Genomic DNA, 18,747 nt, shown 5'->3' with positions numbered 1-18,747 from the left:
TATTTGATGGCTCATAAACTATCTAATTTTGTAATTAGATATGAATTCAGATATAGTTTATCAAATAGCTAAAGCGCTTCCCAACGAAGAGCAATTGTTGTTGTTGAGAAAACTACAGAAGGATTTTAGCATATCAAAAAGGCCTAAAAAGAGAAGGACATCACCAATTAGTAGGGAAGAAGCAACTCAATACTTATTGGATCATGTATTCAAAAAGAGGTAAAAAAGGATAAAAACCAACGATTATAAGTTAATCGTACGTAAAATTAACGCTAAATGGAAACAAGAAATTACGAATGTCATTATTGCAAAAAAGAATATGTACCTAAAAGAAGAGGAGTACAAAAGTTTTGTAGTAACAGTTGCAGAGTGCGCTCACATCAATTAAAAAGCAAACCAACAGTAAAACCAACAGAAGCAACAACACTTTCAATAGTTGCAAACAAAAATAGAAAAGAGTTTCAAAAGACTAAAATTGATCAGATAAGTTTATCTGGGGTAAGCAATGCAGCTATTGGTTCTGGAGTTGTTGAGTTAGCAAAAGAAATATTTACAACTAAAGAAAATAAGCCTGCAACAAAAAAGGATATACAACAGTTAGAGCTTAGGTTGAGCGAGGTAATTAAAGAAATGGCGGGGAGAGAAAAGAATTTAAAGGTCTTTTTTAAACCTTGCTAACATCAATTATTAAATTACATTAATATGGATTTTTAATACTATATAAATCAAGTTTATATCTATTGATTCTAATTATATGGGTAGATTTACTTGCTAAATATGATAAAATTAAATAACTTTCATCCTTAAAAAATATTAATGTAAACGTTTTATTTAGTTTATACTATTTCTATTAATTGATTTCATGAGTAAGTTAACTGTCATTGATTTTTTTTGTGGTGCTGGTGGGTTTTCTGAAGGTTTTAGACAAGTTGGTTTTAAGATTTTAGAGGGTTTTGATAATTGGCAACCTGCAATAAATACATACAATTATAATTTTGATACGGAATCAAAGTTAACAGATATATTAAAGTTTAAAGATTCTTTAGAAGAAATAGATAATTTGCCAGATTCTGACATAATAATTGGTTCTCCACCCTGTGTTTCATTTTCAAGTTCAAATAAATCTGGGAAAGCAGACAAATCTTTAGGTTTAGATTTAACAAAATGCTTTTTAAGAATAGTTGCTGTTAAAAAGCATCAAAAGGATTCTATTCTTAAAGCTTGGTTTATGGAAAATGTTGTTAATTCCAAAAAATATATTAGTGAAATTTACTCCTTTAAGGATTTAGATTTAACGGATTGGGCACTTGAAAATGGTAAAAATCCAGATTCTGAGGCTTTAAATTTAAAAGATAATACAGTAATAATGAACTCCGCCGACTATGGTTCGTACCAGGCAAGAAAAAGGTCTATTTCTGGTGAAATTATTTTTTTTAACAAATTAATTGTTCCAAGAAAAACACATTCGAATATAGCAGGAGATAATTTACTTAATTGGAATACCTTGGGTGAATTATTACAAGAAATTCCACCTCCAAATTCTAATGAGTCAGATGTAGTAAAAAATGACCCTGTCTACAAGTCAATAATGTTAAAACAAAAAGAAATCACTGACCATTTCTATGATAGTGGTTTATATAGAAGTGAATGGCGTCAATCTATGGAGCATAAGATAAATCATTATTGTATGGGGAAAATGTCATTTCCTGAAAATTTAAATAAACCAAGTAGAACAATTACCGCAACAAAAAGTGGCACTTCACGTGAAGCATTAGTTTATAAATCAGAATATAACCGAGAAGGGAATGGTGAATATAGAACTCCAACAATAAGAGAAGCGGCAAGTATAATGGGTTTTCCGTATACATATCAGTTTCTCGGGTCAATAAATTCTAAGTGGCGTCTAGTTGGTAATGCGGTTTGTCCTTCAGTAAGTAGGTCATTAGCTAATCAAGTATTATTAAGTTTAAATAAAAAAGCACCCAAGTCTCTTAAACTAAAAAAAGAAATAGCATTTACTGACATAGTAAATCTAAATGACTTCAAAGAAAAATCATTTGATAAGCAACCTAAAAGAACAAAAAACTCTCGGTTTAGAAGGCATCCAATAAAAGTGGGAAATTTAACAGTTACTTTATCAAATTATGAAATTGAAAAAAAAACAAAACCAAATAAGAAATGGTTTACATCAATTCAATATGGTACAGGTATAAACTTTAAGAATCAAGTAGTTCAAGATAATTATTATAAAGATTTTGAACCTTTGTTGATTAAAAATAAAAGCGGTAAACAGTTTGTAAGAATAATCAATAATGGTTTCTCAGAAAAAATTGCAGATGGTCTTAGTTTACAGGAAATGTATGAGTTACAAGAATCTAAAGGTAATTTTAAAGAACCTACAGAATTAGTACATGAAGTGAATGTAATTATTAAAAACTTAAACATAAGTAATAACACACTTAAACAAAGAGAGAGGGAAATATTTGTATATAAGGATGAAATTCCAATGGAACAACTATTTGCTTTATATGCTATAAATAAAATTGCATCGGTAGCTAACGAAAAAGAAAAAAAGAATGCCAGTAACCTTATTAAACAATTACCCGGAAAATAACTTAGAAAAAAGTATAACTAAAATAGACAATTCTCCCCTTTATGGAGAAATTTGGCTGTATGATCAATTTCTAAAATTTAATGAATACAAACTTTTAGAAAATGAATCGTGGTTTTTAAAGCATGACTATAATTTGTCAACTCATCCAGCAAGTAAGGGAAAAGTTGAAGGTCAGATAGATTTTGTTCTTTTATCTAAGTATGGAATATTAATTTTTGAGGTTAAAGGGGGAGGTTTAAAGGTAGATAATAGCGATCAATATTTTTCTTTTAATAAAGCAAATCTAAGAGGTTACAAAACTCAAAATCCTTTTAATCAAGCAAAAGAATATACACATACACTTAAAGAATTAATTGATGAGGGAGTTTTTATATATAGAGCTATTGTATTGCCACACGAAGCAGGTTTTCAATTAAGAGGGCCACAATTAGAAGGCTATAAAAATTTACTTTTTTCTAAAAAAGATTTTGAAAACTTAAAAGGTGGTGAAGATGATAAAGCAATAAATAAACTTTTTTATGATTTCATATTAAACTTAGCTAAAACTTCACGAAGTAAAATATTAAGAGAACTTAACCCAAGTTGGTCTTCTGAAAAAATAAATAAAAAAATATTTGAAAAATATCCAGAACTATCCTCGAAAAAAATTAAATCGCTAAAAGCTCAATTATTTCCAGCTCAATCTTCGTATGGGTATAATCCTGAAAGAATTAATTCTGAGATTATTTTAAAGGAAAATTATGAAACCTTAAAAGGTTTAAAAAGAAATAGAAAAGTAATAATTCAAGGTGCGCCTGGAACAGGAAAAACTGTCTTAGCAAAAAAGTTTTTAGCGGAAAATATTTTAATGCAACAAAAAGGCATATACTATTGCGCTAATAAATTAATAAAATCAAAAATTGAACATGCTATAATTAGAGATTATGGCATAGATAATAGTTTGATAAAGTTTAAAGTTTACCATGAAAATGCTATAAATGAAAATGTGTCAGATGAAATAGGTTTTATCATATTTGATGAGGCTCAAGAATATTTTAATAAAGGTTTGTTTGAGCTTATTGAAAAATTTGAACAAAAAATGGAACATCCTAAATTATTAGTTCTTTATGATCCAAAACAAACAATCATTTACAATTTTAGTGATATCTCTTTTTATACTGACTTTTATATAGAGAATGGTTTTACGCACTATTTATTTGATGAAACGTATAGATGTGGACAGAATAAAAACATAATTACTATATCAAATAATATACTTCATAGTAAAAAAACTAAAGAAGATAAGATTGTTGTTTCACTTGAGAATAAGTTAAAATTAATTAAAGAAATCATTGATGAGCGAATATTCTTAAATTCGGAAAAAATAATTTTAGTTCATAGCAAAATAATTGATTCTTTTAAAGAAATCGCCGAAGATTATTATAAAGATAATCTAGAGGAACTTCTTGATAATAACATTAATATTCCTTCAGCTAAAATAAGGTACGCAACACCAATTAAATACCGCGGTTTAGAAAATAAATCAGTTTATCTGATAACAGATGAATTAAATGAAAAATCTAAAGTACAAAACTATGTTGCTGTTACAAGAGCAATGGAAGCAGTTAAAATTATCTTATGGAGAAAGTAGAGTTTGTAAAAATCCATAATACTACTTTAGATTTTCTTAACGAGAAAGATAATGGTAAATTAAGAACTATTGGTTTCTGGTATTTCAATTTTTTGAAATCCGACAGTGATAAACTCAGATTACATTTACCTTATTATTCCAAAGAGTTTTCTTTAACTGCTTTTAATTATGTAAGAGCATTTACAATTATTTTTAACCTTGTAAAAAATCAAAAGTTATCTGATTTTGAAGGCACATGCCTTTTTGATATATTTAATTATTCGAAAGATAAGAGAGTTGAAGAATTAACACTTGAGTTTCAAAAGCAAAAGGACAATCTAGTTCTGTGGCAAAAAGATACAATTACAAAACTAGACACTTTTTTACCCGTTTTTAAAAAAGAAGAAATTAAAGATTACTGCAAAGCAAGTGTCATTAAAAATACTTTTAAACTTTTTAAAAGTATCCGTAAATCAAATATTATTGATTTTCCAATCCATATTGAAATTAAGGAAAAAATCTTGATATTCAACAATCTAGATAATGTCTCTAGTCAATTAATTTCGGAAAATATTTTGTTATTTGATAATAAATTAGATGATGATTCAGCCATTGAATTAGAAGATCAACTTATATCTAAAAAGTTAAATAATAGCCTATTTATAAAATATCCATATTCTAAAAAGCCACATCCATATTTAACTGATGTTGCAGAAAAGAAATTTAATTTAATTTTTAATAATCGATTTGCTTATAATAATGAGAATTTAGAAAATAATTTAATATTATTACAAGACGATAATAGTCTTAAAACAAATTTAAATTATGAGATTATCACTACAAATCATACAAAAAAACTATATGATTTGTTTAAGTCTTTTAAAGATCAATGGGTTCAACTAGAATTAAATAAGTTCACCACACCTTTTCCAAAATATTGGTTACTTTTCTTAAATCCTTCATTAACTAAAGAGCAGTGGTTGGTTCAATTTAAAAAAGATTTTCCTGCAGTTGCTGAAAAGCCAATAATTAAAATAATTGAAGAAATAATTGAAGAGGTAATTGAATTAAATTGGATTGAAAAAATATTAACAAATTCAACAAAAATCTCGTTCCCCGAATTAAAAAGTAATAGAAAAAAAAGATTAGAGTTTGTCTTCAATAATTTTAAAAATTATGTACAATCTCTTAATTCTAATGTTGAGTTTATTAATTCTATAGATTATGATAATTTAGAGTGCATCATAGTTGTTGACTCATTTAACGTAATTGATTTGGTGAATAAAAGTCAAAATAAACCAAACAAAAAAATCAATGTTGCAATACCAGACTTTTTATATTTTGGTTATCAACCTTGGATAAAACTTCATTTATTTAATTATCAATTCAGTCCTTTGCTTAACAATGTGAGAGAACAATTTGATGATAATTATGATGCAAATAAGGATGAGTTAGAAAAAATAAAAACAGATCTAATCACTAAAATTAGGTCAGATTTTAAAAATTACAGAAGGAAATATATAGAAGATGAAAATTTAGAAGATGAAAATTTAGAAGATGAAAATGCAGATGTAGAAGATTTAGAATTCACAAACGATGAAGAAATCGAGACGTTTAATAATGATGTTGATATTGATGATGAGTTAGTAATTATAAATGACAACTTAATGATACCATCAAATGAGAAAGTTCTATTGCAGAGAGATTCATTATTGTATGTAAAAGCAAGAGCATTAAAAATCGGAGATCGGATAATAAGAGATTCAGATATTACAGGTTTATTTCAATCAAATGACTTTTATGATAAGCTCGTAAATATACCTCAAGATGTTCTTTCATATCAAAAGCAGTTATTTACAAAAAAGAACATATATAAGATTCTAAAAAATAAAGGGATTTCATACCAGTACCAAAACTACTTTGACAAAAACTATGCAGTAGAATTAGTTAACGAGCAAACATTCAGAATACCTAGAAGAAAAAAAGATTGGGCAGTAATTTGTGAGTTCTTAAATATCAACGACTCTGACCAACATCTATCTTTCATTGCATATTATGGAAGAAGTAAACATAACGAACTAAAAAAGGTTTATAAAACAATTATAGAACTATTAATAGAAAATAATTGGATAGGCTCAATTGAAAATCCATTAATTATAGAATCAGTTTCTAAAATAGTTAAACAACATAATACCATTTTTAATATATCCGATTCAAATGAAATTACTGAAGATGAGGTTTCTGAATCTATAATATCAACAATATTCAGTCAACTTGAATTTACTGAAATAAAAACTATAAGAAATGAATAAGTTTATAGAGAAAAGAGAAAGTTTAGAAAACTATGTTAAGGAACAAGTTATTGGCCCTGGTGCATATAATAAAAAATATTTTTTCCTTAAGGATTGGGATGAGTCAACATATGTTGACAAAGACCTTGCTCAAGTTTCTGCCATAGAGAATTTTGATGAAATTATACCTGAAGTTCCTGCTTATCAATATAGTTCTGCTATTTTATTTCCAAGAACTATTCAATCTAGTGAAAATAGAAATGAAGAGCAACGAGAACCTGATGAAAATGATGAACCTGATGAAGTACCTGTAAACACCTCTGCAGATGACGATAATATATCAGAAGATACATCAACTAATGTTGTGCTAACTCAACAAAATTATCCAAATACCTTTGGTCTATCATTCGTTTTTGATAAAAACAAAAACATCCAAGAAGATTTAGAAATCACACTTTCCTACAGGAAATATAAAAATATTAGAAAAAAGGTTTTAGTAGAGAACAAAATAGCTATAAACGTTAAAGAATATAAAGAAGAAATAGAACAGATTATTGCAACATACTTGAATTCAGCTTTTAGTATAGTTAAAAAAGGCAATAATTTATTTATTCATACAAACAGAGACTTTAATCAAGATGACATTTACAAAATAGATTACGAATTATTAAATAACTATGTAAAAAAAGAATTTCTCATAGTTTTAAATAAAGTATTTGACAATAATATTATTGAGTTAAAAGAAGATAAAGGGGTTAAATATTTTGGTTTAGCAAATCCTATTAAGCAGTTTTTTTCAATTTCAGAATCTAAACATCACCATAAAAATGTTTACACAATTTTTACCGATTCAATAACCGATTTTATTCAAAAAGAATTAGAAAACGGAATATCCAATTATAACCGATATAAGGTCCTAATAAAAGAACTCGAAATTTATAATCAGTTAGTACAAATAACTACAGACCTAAAAACAATACTAAAAGCACGCAATGCTTCCCCAGTATGGCAATCTGAAAAATTTACAAAAGAAATTCATTTACCAAAGCTGAATGGAAAAGCGATTCAAAGGGAAACAAGAAAACCAATTGATGAGAAAGACAAAGAAAGTTTAGAATACTATGTTCAATACTATATTCCTAAAAATGATGAAGATAAAGTTTTTGTGAAATTAATAGTTGAAAACGTTAATGAGTATAAATTAAAAGAAAATGAACCACCTCAATTAAATAAAAAAGATCAAGCCAATAAATTATCATTTTTTGGAATTGAATTAAGAATTCAGGAAAAGAAACAATCTTGTCTTTCACAATACAATCCACCTCAATTATTAGATTTTGATGAAGAAGATAGTTTTAATAAGTTAATTTACAGAAACTATATTGATTATGGTGAAGGTTATAATACATCTGTGAATTGGGGTACTACCAATAATGGGCTGAAGTTTATATCTTCAGATTTCCTTCCCACTCAAGAAACACCTACAGTTGACTTTAAGCCTAGTAAAATCATTAAAAGTCAAAATGCTATTAAATCTAGAATTGAAGATGATACCATGCTGTCTATGCGATATCTTTCTACTCTCAGTAACGTTACAGATGATGAAATTATTGGAGGATTAAACTTATTTATTGATGCTTATGGAGACGAAACGATAGACAGTTGGATAAATGATAAACAGGCAGATTTAAATGAAGAGAAGAACCTTAACGAGAACTCTAGAGAACTATTAAATAAGCAGTTAAAGGCCTGTAGAAATGATTATAAGCGCTTAAAAAGGAATATTGCTTTATTGGCAAATAACTCCGAGGCTATTGCTGCATTTAGAACAATGAATACAGCAATGTTTATGCAATTGCATCATAGTATTGAGTCAAAAAAGAACAAACCTTTTGTTCCAAATCAAGAAAATAGCGAAGAATATTATTCTAACGAAAAGATTTATGATAAGGATGGTAAAGAAACAGAATATAAATGGCGTTCTTTTCAGTTGGCATTTATTTTACTAAATGTAGATGCTTTTGTAAAACCAGACGAGAATGAGAATACTGTAGAAGATGTATTTGGTACTGGATGGCCTGAAAGAAATGAAATTGCAGATTTAGTTTGGTTTCCTACTGGTGGTGGTAAAACAGAGGCATATCTTGGTATTATTGCTTTTGCAATAGCTTTGAGACGATTTACAAAAGGAGAACGTGGCTTTGGTACAACCGTATTAATGCGCTATACGTTAAGGATGTTAACCTTGCAGCAATTTCAAAGGGCTACAATATTAATTTGTTCGTTAGAGGTAATTAGAAAAGATGAATTTTCGCTACCAAATAATTTTTCATTAGGTGAAGAGCGTATTACAATTGGTTTATTTGTTGGAGGAGATTCATTACCAAATTATTGGAGTCAGGGCGATAAATCAATGATTAATGAATTAGAAAAGGTCTCTGAGTCTATAAAAAATAAGCAACCAATCTCTACTAATTTGCCTTTTACAGACTGCCCTTGGTGTGGTGGGGATTTATTTATAGATAAAGATTTACCAAATATCAAACCTAACCATATTGGTAATTATGGAATTAATGATCAATTACATATTGCTTGTAATACAAGTGGTTGTACTTTTCACAGTAGACGGTCATCTAAGACAAAAAGTTTACCTTTAAGATTATTTGATGAAGATATTTATAAATATCCACCGACCTTATTATTTGGTACAGTAGATAAATTTGCAGCACTTGCTAATAATGTTTCAACGATACCTGTTATTAGAAATAAAGACTCAAGAAGATTAATAGGGAAAGGTTACCAAAGAAATGTTCTACCCCCTGAGTTAATAATTCAAGATGAATTACACCTATTATTAGGCCCATTAGGATCATCAGTTGGTTTATTTGAAAAAAGTATTGATTATTTATGTACATATAAGGACGAGAGTGGAAACAAAATAAAACCTAAAATAGTTACATCTACTGCTACTACAAGAAACACGGATAAACAAATATTTGCTTTATTTAATAGAAGATCTGAAATCTTTCCAAAGCAAGGGATTACTTGCGACGATTCATTTTTTGCTTTTTACAAAAGAAGAGATGATGATATCACAAAATATCAATCTAAAAGAAAGTATATAGGAGTTTTACCAATTGGTAAAACTCAAGTATGGATGCAATTGCGTATTATATCTATATGTTTAAGTCATAGGCTAAAATATTTTAAAGAAAAATATTCTGTTGATGAAGTTTTTGAAAACCCAGAAACTTTGTATGAACTCAAAAAGGTTTTTGATTATTATCATTCTATATTGGCATATTACAATAGTTTAAAAGATGTGGGTAAGGCACAATCCCAGCTAGACCATTATTTACCTGGAGATATTAATTATGTTATTAAAAACACAATTCCTTGGAGTTTCTTTGACAGATTAATAAGAAAGGAAAATGAAATTAAGTATTCTGAACTTACAGGTAGATTGTCTGGAGAAGAGGTTAAAACAAATTTAGCTGATATAGAGAAAAAATGGACGCTTTTAGAGTCACAGGAAGGTCCAGAAGAATTAATTCTGAAAAAAAATAACCCACCAGAATTTATTATTTCCACTAATATGATATCAGTAGGTATTGATGTCTCACGCTTCAATACAATTGTGATTAACTCCATGCCTAGAAACATTGCAGAATACATACAGGCATCTAGTAGGGTAGCCAGAGATGAAGATGGTATTGTTTTTACAGTACATCACCCTTTCAGGTCAAGGGATATTTCACACTATCAAAAATTCAAGGAATTTCATGAGAAATTTTACAGTTATGTAGAACCAATATCGGTTACCCCTTTTGCGAGTAAAGCACTCAATCGTTATTTAGCGATGTATGCAATTGTTATCATTCGTCATAATCAAGAATTAGAATTGATGAATAATGATTCTGCATCAAATATTAATAATGATAAGATTGTAAGAATAAAGAACTTAATAAAATCTGAAATTCAAGAAGTATATCATAATGCAGAAGCACTAGATAAGCATCTGCAACATAGGAAAGCTGGTGTAAAATCTACTATCGATGGTATAATATCTAAAGATGAAGTTGATGATATTAATAATAAATTAAATGAATTACTGAATAATTGGATTAATAAATTAGATGGTACTGATTCTAAAAAGGTTATTGTGTATCGTAATAAGCAAAACCAATCTATTAACGATGCGCTTTTTGTCAATGCATTAGATGAAAATTATCCAGAACATTGGAAAGTCTCTTATTCATTAAGAGAAATTGGAGCTTCTGCGATTATAAAAACTGTTCAACAATAAAAAAATATGGCTAAAAAAGTTTATAATCAAAATAATCAAGCAAATGAATCTGTAAGTAAATATAAATTGTTGTCAGCTTATGGAGGTCCTGGATCTATCGTTCATACTCAATATGGTAGTGTAATTATTTCTTGTATAGAAGAATGGGGATTTTTAAAAAGAGTTTTAGATATTCATAAGGAAGGAGAAAATGAAGAAAACTTAAAAGACTATGTTATTAAACAATCTAGATTAGAAAGAAATGGAAACATTAGTATCTCTAATGATCATAGACTTTTAGAATCTCTTAAAATGGATAGAAAGGAACTACCAAATTTGAAATACCTAGTATTAGTTCCAGATATTGATATTATAACTCATAGTAATAAGATTAAGGATAGTGGTGAAAAAATAGCAATACCTAGTACTTATATGCCTAAAATATTTGCTGATAATTCCAATAATTATAATCATTATGGTAACTGGTATAAAAAATGGGTTAATAGAAAAGAAAATGATGATAAGCATGGTAAAAAATTTCATCCACCAAAACATGTTTTTAACGAAGAAAAAGGCTGGACAAATGATTTAAAACAAGACAATATCATTTTACTTTGCGAACATGGCCACATTAGTGATTTTCCTTGGTCTAAATTTTTAAGATGGCGTAAAGAAGAGCCTTTAGCAATTCATAAAGATGACCCTGTCAACTTATTTGTAAATCAAAACTGTTGCAATAATCCTAATATTATAATAACATCTAATAGAGGTAATGCTTCAGGTTATGATGGTAAATTTATTCGTTGTGTTAATTCTGGTTGTATTGGTAATAAAGGTGTATCACTAAAAGGTTTAATGAATGTTAAGATTAAATGCTCAGGTCATAAGCCTTGGGAGTCATCCACAGAAAATGATGAAAGATTTCCTTATGCAGGTGATAAAAATGTTAGAAATCAAAACCCACCCACTGAAACATGTAACTCTCCGAAACCTATGAAAGTGACATTAACCACTGGTAATAATATCTATTATTCAAGAATAATGTCGAGTATATATTTACATAGTGAGTTGTTTGAGAGTGATGTTACCTTAGAGATAATGAAATTAGAGGCTGAAAAAAAACGGTCAATCTTAGCTGATAATTTAGACAAAGCAATTGAGTTGAAACAAAAAATTAAAAAGCTAGAGGCTGAATTACCAAATAAAATTGAAGAAGAAATTCCAGATTCGATGAAAGAGATGATTTTCAGATATAATGAATTTAAAGCATTTCATAAAGATGAAGAGTTATTAAGAAAATATCCTAAAGACTTAAAAGTAAAAGATGTTACTACCCATTTAGATGAAGAAACAAGAGACTACTTTAATCGTGTTCTTAGGATAGATAATATGAAGATTACCTCTGCTCAACTCGATTTTTCAAGAGTATTACCAATAGATGCAGATGCTGAAAATGCACATCCAAAAAATATTTTTAGAAGTAAAAATGAAAACGTATTGGTGTATCCTGTAGTTGAGAATTTTGGAGAAGGAATTTTCTTTTCGTTTAATGATGAATTGATTGAAGATTTCATTAATAACAGTAATGTCATTGGTAATATACAATCACAATTATCTCAATTACAAAATAACTCAAATAATTTTAATAAAGGTGCAATTGATTTTGCCAATGTTATGAATTGGCAATTATATTTAGTACATACATTTTCTCATTTAATAATGCGAGAATTAGAGTTTAGATGCGGGTATCCCACAGCTTCTTTATCTGAAAGAATTTATGTGTCGAATGAGGATGATTATAAAATGTATGGTTGTTTAATTTACACAGCTGAAGGTGCAGAAGGTAGCATGGGGGGTCTAATAGCTCAAACTAGACCACAAAATTTAAATAATCTAATAAAAAGTGCGATTAAAAGAGCTACCATTTGTAATAGTGATCCTTTATGCTGGGGATCCGAAGGCCAAGGTTTATTTGATTTAAATTTTGCATCGTGTTTTTCTTGTAGTTTAGTAAGTGAAACATCTTGTGAACACAGAAATTTATATTTAGATAGAAAGATTTTGGTAGATTCAGATAATGGTTTTTTTAAAGATATTATTAATTAAATTTATTATTAATGAGCTTTTATTCAGCAAATAAAAATTTTATTCATATCAAGCTTCATTCAGAAATGAGGGGATTGTCGGATAAAGAAAAGTTGGATAAATATGAAAATATTAAAGCTGAAACAAGAAAAAGACTTACGAAAGCATATAAATTATCTGAGGATATTTATGAATTTTACGATAAGGCTTTTGAATATTTAATTTTTTATGAAATAGAGTTTTTGATTATAAACTTATTTTTTGAAAAGGAATGTAACAAAATTTTTAACTATTTAAAATTTGGAAAATTATCAGAATTAAAAATAAATAAACAGTTTTTATTTTCATATAAGTTCATTAATTATATGAATAAATGTTCTTCAGAAGATGAGGTTACGGACTTTTTAAAATTTGAATTAACTGAGTTACTGTCACTAAATCCAGATGATTGGGATTCTTTAAATACAAATCGAAATTCAATAGTAAAGAAATTCGCTGCTTGGTTAGTTTTTTCAAATAAAGATTCAGTTAATACAAAAGAAAATAATTATTACTACCTGTTATTGTGTAAAATTTGGAATCATTATGATTACTATAGCATACACTTTGATGAAAAGGCAATTGTTTTTTACAATGCAATAAATAAAAGTTTTATTGAATTAGTAAATAATGAAGTTTATGTAAATTTAAATAAAATAGTTTCTAAATTACAAATGGCTGTAAAAGGTTTACTTCTTAAAGATTTAAATTACTATCCGATTATAGATAATCAGACAAAATCTAATAGCGGCTATAATATACAGCGAAATAAGTTAAATGAAAATATAAAGCTATCAAAGTTTCTTTGCAAGTCTTACAAAAAAGAATCATACAGTAATATTTTTAAAATGATGATTGGGAAAGACGATGTTTATTGCGATATGTTTAAAAAAGAGATTAATGATAAATTAGATCAATTAATACTCCCAATTAAACAAGATTTAGACGCTATTATTAAATTAGATTTTGAGGGGAAACAAGAGCTAATAAAAAAGGAATTCTTAAGAAGGTTATATATGTATTAAAAATTAAAAGCATGAATGAAGAAGAATATTTAGAAAAGTTAGTTGAAGATTTTGGAGAAATAAATGGCTATTCAAGTGAAGAGAAAAATCAATTCTCTACTATGCTCAAAAAATTAATGGCTATAAACGACATGGAGGGTTCTTTTGAAGAAATTATTGAAATTATAATTAAGCAATAATGATAAAATTCATAGACTATAAATTAACGAAGCAGCCAGACACAATATCTGAAGAAATTTTTATACCAAACAATAACCTTAATGAGTTCGTTAGTGCTAGAGAGGGTGGGAATTCACGGATATTAGTCATAAAAGCATCAAATAGCTCTGGTAAAAGTTTTCTTTTAAACAGCATTGCTTATGCATTCAAAGCATTAGAATTACCTGATGATGAACTTTCCCCGACTTTAAGAAGGTCATTAAATTATTTAATAGACAAAGACCATCAAAAAATTAATTTTGAAATTGATATAGATGATCCTGATGGTTTTAAAATCAACAGCAAGTTCAATCATTTAGATGAAAATGAAATAAGAATAACTGATAAAGAAGGGGTTTCTGAGAAAATAGATTCTGATGAGTTTTCAAATAGATATAAATTATTATACGATATACCAGAAAATCCTTTGGATAGAATATATAAATTACTAAAATCAATTAAAGAATTTAATGGAGATATTTTAGATAGCCTTAACCCTTTAGATATAAAAATTAGAGATATCCTAAAGTCAATTAAAGATGAAAGAGATGAGGTAATCATTAAAAAAATTCAAGATAGAATTAATAGTAATCTTGAATTAAAAAAAACTCATGAGGATAAATTAAATAAGGTAAAAGAAAAGCTTAAAGACTTAGAAAACTATGATAATTTAATTAATCTTAAAAAAAGTATAAGCTCTAAATCTCGTAAAGAAATTGAATTTTCAAATATCGAAAAAGAGTTAAGATTATTAAAACCAAGTTCTAGTTTAAAAACAAATACAGATAATAAAAAAAAGATTTCAACTCTTAAAAAAGAAATAAGAAACCTTAATATTTCTGGCTTATTAAACTATTGTAAAGAGGAAATAGTTGATAATAAATATTATGAGAAGTTTACTTTTTGTTTCTCAAAAACAGATATCAATTTGTTTAATTATTTATTTGATAATTCAGAGGCGATAGTAAATGATTTATTAGTTTATGATATTGAAAAAATTTCCAAATTTCTAAAAGGTATAGAAAGTTTTAAGAACATATCATTAGATAAAGTATTCAAAGATATTAAATCTGAATATAATGAAGTTGATTACAGGTTCATAAAAGACTTAAAAAATGCATTTTTTAAATACCAAGAAAACAGTGTAGGAGATCAAATTATTGTGGAATTATTCGATAAGAACCCTGGTTTAATTATTGAACAATTAGATGTTTATGAAAATAAATTGAGTGTTGTTGATGATTTAAATAAGTTACAGAAAGATTTAAATAATACTTTAAGTCGAATTGAAAGAAAAATAAAAAATGGTCTTGCTTTTTCAAAAAAACTGTCAAAAGAAATTACTAAAAATAAGAATGGTAATAATAATTATAATAAAAAATTAGAAAGAGCTAACAACATTAAAGAATCAATTAATCGAGATAAGTTAGAAATTGATAAATTACGAAATACTCTTGAAAATAAAGGTGTTAAATTATCTACTCTGAATGATGAAAGTGGTAGAGAGAACTTGCGTGAAAATTTATATTTTAAAAATAGTTATTGTAAGGGGGGAGAAAAAGAGCAAATAGAAGATTATAAAAAAGAAATAAAAAAAAGTGAGTTGTTCTTAGTTGATTTAGATAAAGCGTTGTTAGATGATAATGTAAAGTTTAAAGTAGAAGACTCTAAGAAATCATCTAAGTATGCTTTAAACCATAGAGAAATCCAAATATTCAGTAATAAGTTAAGTTTTTTTACAAGATATATGGTTCAAAGAAATAATCTCATTAGTGATAATGGTGAACTAAATTCTGATGATTCATTAGAATATAAATCGTATATGAAAATTATTGGAGAATATGTAGCATCACTTATGGGTAATAAAATTATTTATCAGGATAGTAATGTTGAGATAGCCTATATAGATTATTCAAGTAAGACTCCATATTTTGTAACTCCAGAAGATAAAAAAATAGCTTTTTCAGATTTTAGTGGAGGTCAAGGTTCTAGCAATTATTTGAAAGCAAAACTAAATATTAATGAAGAAAGAAAATTTATTGTATTAATTGATGAAATTGCTAACATGGATAATAAATCACTTGATATGGTGATAGAAAGATTAAAGGAGTTAGACGAAAACAATAAATTACTTTTAGCAATATTAGTAGAACCCGCAAAAGAACCCAATACATTTAACATTAGAGCATATTAAAAAATGGATAAAGAATTAAGTGATTTAAAAAAAATACTACAATCTAATTTTATTGAAATTGGAAATAAAGACAGCGTGAATGCATTAAAAAATAATGATGAATCTCTTTTTTTATCAATTACTGAGTGTGGTTTAAAGTGGCAAAAAAAGAAAATTGAAAGTTTATTTGAAGTAAGTTCTATAAATGTAGATGATTTTGAAAGTGAAGTTTTTAAAAAATGTATAGAATCAGAATATATTTCAGAATGTCTTAAACCCTCTAAGAAGAATTTTTACTTTATAAATTTAAGTGGTTTATATTATTTAGAATCAAAAAAAAATAAAAATTTGAAGAACTTAGTAGTTAAAAAATTACAGGATAATTTTTATCAGGAAGTGAGATGGGTTTTAAAAGATGAAGAAAAGTTAATTGTTAGTTTATTAATAGTTTTTAATGCATTTAATGAGGAAAAAGCTTTTGAAATTACAACGAAGAACGAAACTAAAATATGGGAGTTCATGAAGGAGGACTTAAGTGAAGGATTGGTTGAAATTGGTATTTGTAAATCCTTTCAAGATAAGATTGATGCAAAAAGCACAAAATATGCTTCAGGTAAAAACTTTCTTTCTGGTCAGCCTAGTCTTTTGTCTAGAACAGGTTTATTTATACCAAATAATGGAAGATATTATTTGGAATTAATTGCTGATGCAGATTATGACTTTTTAGTCTCTTTATTATTTGATGGTTTTGGATATAGTGAAAAATTAGCTTATGTTGAATTACTAGAAAAATTAGGTCGTGAACTTTTTATGAAGTCTATACTAGAAGATATTTTTGATTTTAATGATAAATTGAGAAGTAAAATATTACATTAAAATTTATCTTTTTAGTTAATAAAAAAGTAAAATAATAATTTTAGATTAAAGTATTTGGGTTTTTTTGAATCAAATAAAAAATTTATAACACAGGATCTCTTTATAAATATGAGAGAGTTAAACACCCTCGAAAGGAAAAGAAGGTATGCCTCCATTAGAGAAGAAGTGCATGAAAGAGTATTAAAAAGTTATAGCATTACATTAACACCTAAGACTACACGAGGTGTAATAATAGAAAAAAGCTTTTTTTACGACGATTTAATAAATTGTTTGGGCGAATACGAAGTTGAATTTATTTTGTATAATCTTTTTTATGAAGATAGAATGTTTGAGATAATTCAACATTTAAATAAAAATAACTTTAATAGATTTTTAAATCTACGTAAAAAAAAAGATTTAAAATTTCATTCGATAATTCTTTTCTTTCTTTATTTAGCAAGTCAAAAAGTTATTAAAAAAAGTTTTGAATGCAGTTTACTGGTGAATTATTTGCATAATTATATACCACAACATGAACAAACTTGGTCTCAAAAAGATTTTAAAAATAACAGAGGTATTGGATTTCTTTTTTCAAAAAAAATTATAGATAAATTATCTATTTCTCCAATAAATTGGGAACAAATTATTTTTATTTATGCCTTATTTTTTAAGTTATGGAATATATTACCTTTTTTCAAGAAAGGTGAATTAAGAAAAAAAGCATTTATTCTAGATTACTTTACAACTAATTACTGCTCAAACTTAGATTTATTTATTTCTAAACACTCAAATCATAAAAATCAAATATTTAGCAATAAAAAAATTTCAGAAAGTTTATTTTTAGATCTAAAAATAAACCTTAAATATTATAAACCTGTCTATTCAGGTAAAGATTCTAGAGCAAAAAATCATATTACTGATATTATATTATATTCATCATATTTTGAATTAATTGAATTTATTTTGAAATTAAATAAAAACCAGATATTAAAAACGTTTAAAAGTATCAAAACCCAAACTTCCAATATTACTTTAAATAGCTTAAAAAAATCGTTTAACTTAAAAAGTGAGTTGCTTAAAAAAGAACAGAATTTTTGGAAGATTAAAATTCTTTTTAATGATTTAATCGAAATTAGGCACAAGCATAGTTCAATTCAACAAAATTTGGGTAATATGGATAATATTTCTAAAATTGACTTATTTAATTTATGCGTTCAAGAAAAGGTTAAGCTTTGCAACTTTATATCTACAAATGATATACTAAAAATTAAAACTAAAGCTTCAAATAATAAAGAATTTGAAGTTATGAAAAATTTCATTTTTGAAAGATTTTACCTTTTTGAATATTAATTTTTTCATGTTTTGAATCTTAATAGATTAATTTGTGTAATGTTAAGGTTATTCTTTTACCTTATTCTTGAACACCTAATTGAGTATGGAAGGTAATCAAACTTTAATTTTCTTACACACCCCAAGTGTAAAGGTTTTGTCTGAAATCTTAATAAATATTTTGTTATAATAGAATTTTCTTATAATCGGTTTTCTAAGGCTTTATAGTTTTAATTAAATAATT

Annotated in this window: 11 protein-coding genes; all 11 read left to right on the top strand. The window is 26.8% G+C overall.

Annotated features, from left to right (window positions below; all coding sequences use genetic code 11):
* Window positions 1-276: 276 nt before the first annotated feature.
* The 11 genes from MED152_RS07355 (at window position 277) to MED152_RS07310 (ending at window position 18,524) form a co-directional block, all read left to right on the top strand.
* A complete protein-coding gene (locus MED152_RS07355; RefSeq protein ID WP_015481232.1) occupies window positions 277-678 on the top strand; it encodes a hypothetical protein in 402 nt (133 codons plus the stop codon).
* A 184-nt stretch (window positions 679-862) separates the two neighbouring features.
* A complete protein-coding gene (locus tag MED152_RS07350; protein ID WP_015481231.1) occupies window positions 863-2,614 on the top strand; it encodes a DNA cytosine methyltransferase in 1,752 nt (583 codons plus the stop codon).
* Window positions 2,577-4,244 (top strand): DNA/RNA helicase domain-containing protein, encoded by a 1,668-nt coding sequence (locus MED152_RS07345; RefSeq protein ID WP_015481230.1) that lies wholly within the window; start codon window positions 2,577-2,579, stop codon window positions 4,242-4,244. The genes MED152_RS07350 and MED152_RS07345 overlap by 38 nt, the downstream gene beginning before the upstream one ends.
* Complete coding sequence (locus MED152_RS07340; protein WP_015481229.1) at window positions 4,232-6,535, top strand: hypothetical protein; 2,304 nt, start codon at window positions 4,232-4,234, stop codon at window positions 6,533-6,535. The genes MED152_RS07345 and MED152_RS07340 overlap by 13 nt, the downstream gene beginning before the upstream one ends.
* Entirely contained in the window at window positions 6,528-10,820 is a 4,293-nt protein-coding gene (locus tag MED152_RS07335) for a helicase-related protein (RefSeq protein WP_015481228.1), read from the top strand. The genes MED152_RS07340 and MED152_RS07335 overlap by 8 nt, the downstream gene beginning before the upstream one ends.
* Before the next feature lie 6 nt (window positions 10,821-10,826).
* The gene (drmB, locus tag MED152_RS07330) at window positions 10,827-12,905 is read left to right on the top strand and encodes a DrmB family protein (RefSeq protein WP_015481227.1); all 2,079 of its coding nucleotides are present in this window, start codon (window positions 10,827-10,829) and stop codon (window positions 12,903-12,905) included.
* An 11-nt stretch (window positions 12,906-12,916) separates the two neighbouring features.
* Complete coding sequence (locus MED152_RS07325; protein ID WP_015481226.1) at window positions 12,917-13,948, top strand: hypothetical protein; 1,032 nt, start codon at window positions 12,917-12,919, stop codon at window positions 13,946-13,948.
* 11 nt (window positions 13,949-13,959) lie between these two features.
* Window positions 13,960-14,127 carry a hypothetical protein gene (locus tag MED152_RS13730; RefSeq protein ID WP_015481225.1) on the top strand — a complete coding sequence of 56 codons (168 nt, stop codon included), beginning with the start codon at window positions 13,960-13,962 and terminating at the stop codon, window positions 14,125-14,127.
* Window positions 14,127-16,340 carry a hypothetical protein gene (locus tag MED152_RS07320; protein WP_015481224.1) on the top strand — a complete coding sequence of 738 codons (2,214 nt, stop codon included), beginning with the start codon at window positions 14,127-14,129 and terminating at the stop codon, window positions 16,338-16,340. Before MED152_RS13730 ends, MED152_RS07320 begins: the two co-directional genes overlap by 1 nt.
* A gap of 3 nt (window positions 16,341-16,343) precedes the next feature.
* The gene (locus tag MED152_RS07315; RefSeq protein WP_015481223.1) at window positions 16,344-17,195 is read left to right on the top strand and encodes a hypothetical protein; all 852 of its coding nucleotides are present in this window, start codon (window positions 16,344-16,346) and stop codon (window positions 17,193-17,195) included.
* 108 nt (window positions 17,196-17,303) lie between these two features.
* A complete protein-coding gene (locus MED152_RS07310; RefSeq protein ID WP_015481222.1) occupies window positions 17,304-18,524 on the top strand; it encodes a hypothetical protein in 1,221 nt (406 codons plus the stop codon).
* Window positions 18,525-18,747 lie beyond the last annotated feature (223 nt).

The sequence above is a fragment of the Polaribacter sp. MED152 genome (genome assembly GCF_000152945.2).
Taxonomy (GTDB): Bacteria; Bacteroidota; Bacteroidia; order Flavobacteriales; family Flavobacteriaceae; genus Polaribacter.
Note: the sequence above shows the minus strand (reverse complement) of the source record. Positions and strands in the feature narration are given on the sequence as shown.

Coding starts and splice junctions, on each gene's coding strand:
- MED152_RS07325 (WP_015481226.1), top strand. CDS start 12,917: ATGAGCTTTTATTCAGCAAATAAAAATTTTATTCATATCAAGCTTCAT.
- MED152_RS07350 (WP_015481231.1), top strand. CDS start 863: ATGAGTAAGTTAACTGTCATTGATTTTTTTTGTGGTGCTGGTGGGTTT.
- MED152_RS07345 (WP_015481230.1), top strand. CDS start 2,577: ATGCCAGTAACCTTATTAAACAATTACCCGGAAAATAACTTAGAAAAA.
- MED152_RS07335 (WP_015481228.1), top strand. CDS start 6,528: ATGAATAAGTTTATAGAGAAAAGAGAAAGTTTAGAAAACTATGTTAAG.
- MED152_RS07355 (WP_015481232.1), top strand. CDS start 277: ATGGAAACAAGAAATTACGAATGTCATTATTGCAAAAAAGAATATGTA.
- MED152_RS07315 (WP_015481223.1), top strand. CDS start 16,344: ATGGATAAAGAATTAAGTGATTTAAAAAAAATACTACAATCTAATTTT.
- drmB (WP_015481227.1), top strand. CDS start 10,827: ATGGCTAAAAAAGTTTATAATCAAAATAATCAAGCAAATGAATCTGTA.
- MED152_RS07340 (WP_015481229.1), top strand. CDS start 4,232: ATGGAGAAAGTAGAGTTTGTAAAAATCCATAATACTACTTTAGATTTT.
- MED152_RS13730 (WP_015481225.1), top strand. CDS start 13,960: ATGAATGAAGAAGAATATTTAGAAAAGTTAGTTGAAGATTTTGGAGAA.
- MED152_RS07310 (WP_015481222.1), top strand. CDS start 17,304: ATGAGAGAGTTAAACACCCTCGAAAGGAAAAGAAGGTATGCCTCCATT.
- MED152_RS07320 (WP_015481224.1), top strand. CDS start 14,127: ATGATAAAATTCATAGACTATAAATTAACGAAGCAGCCAGACACAATA.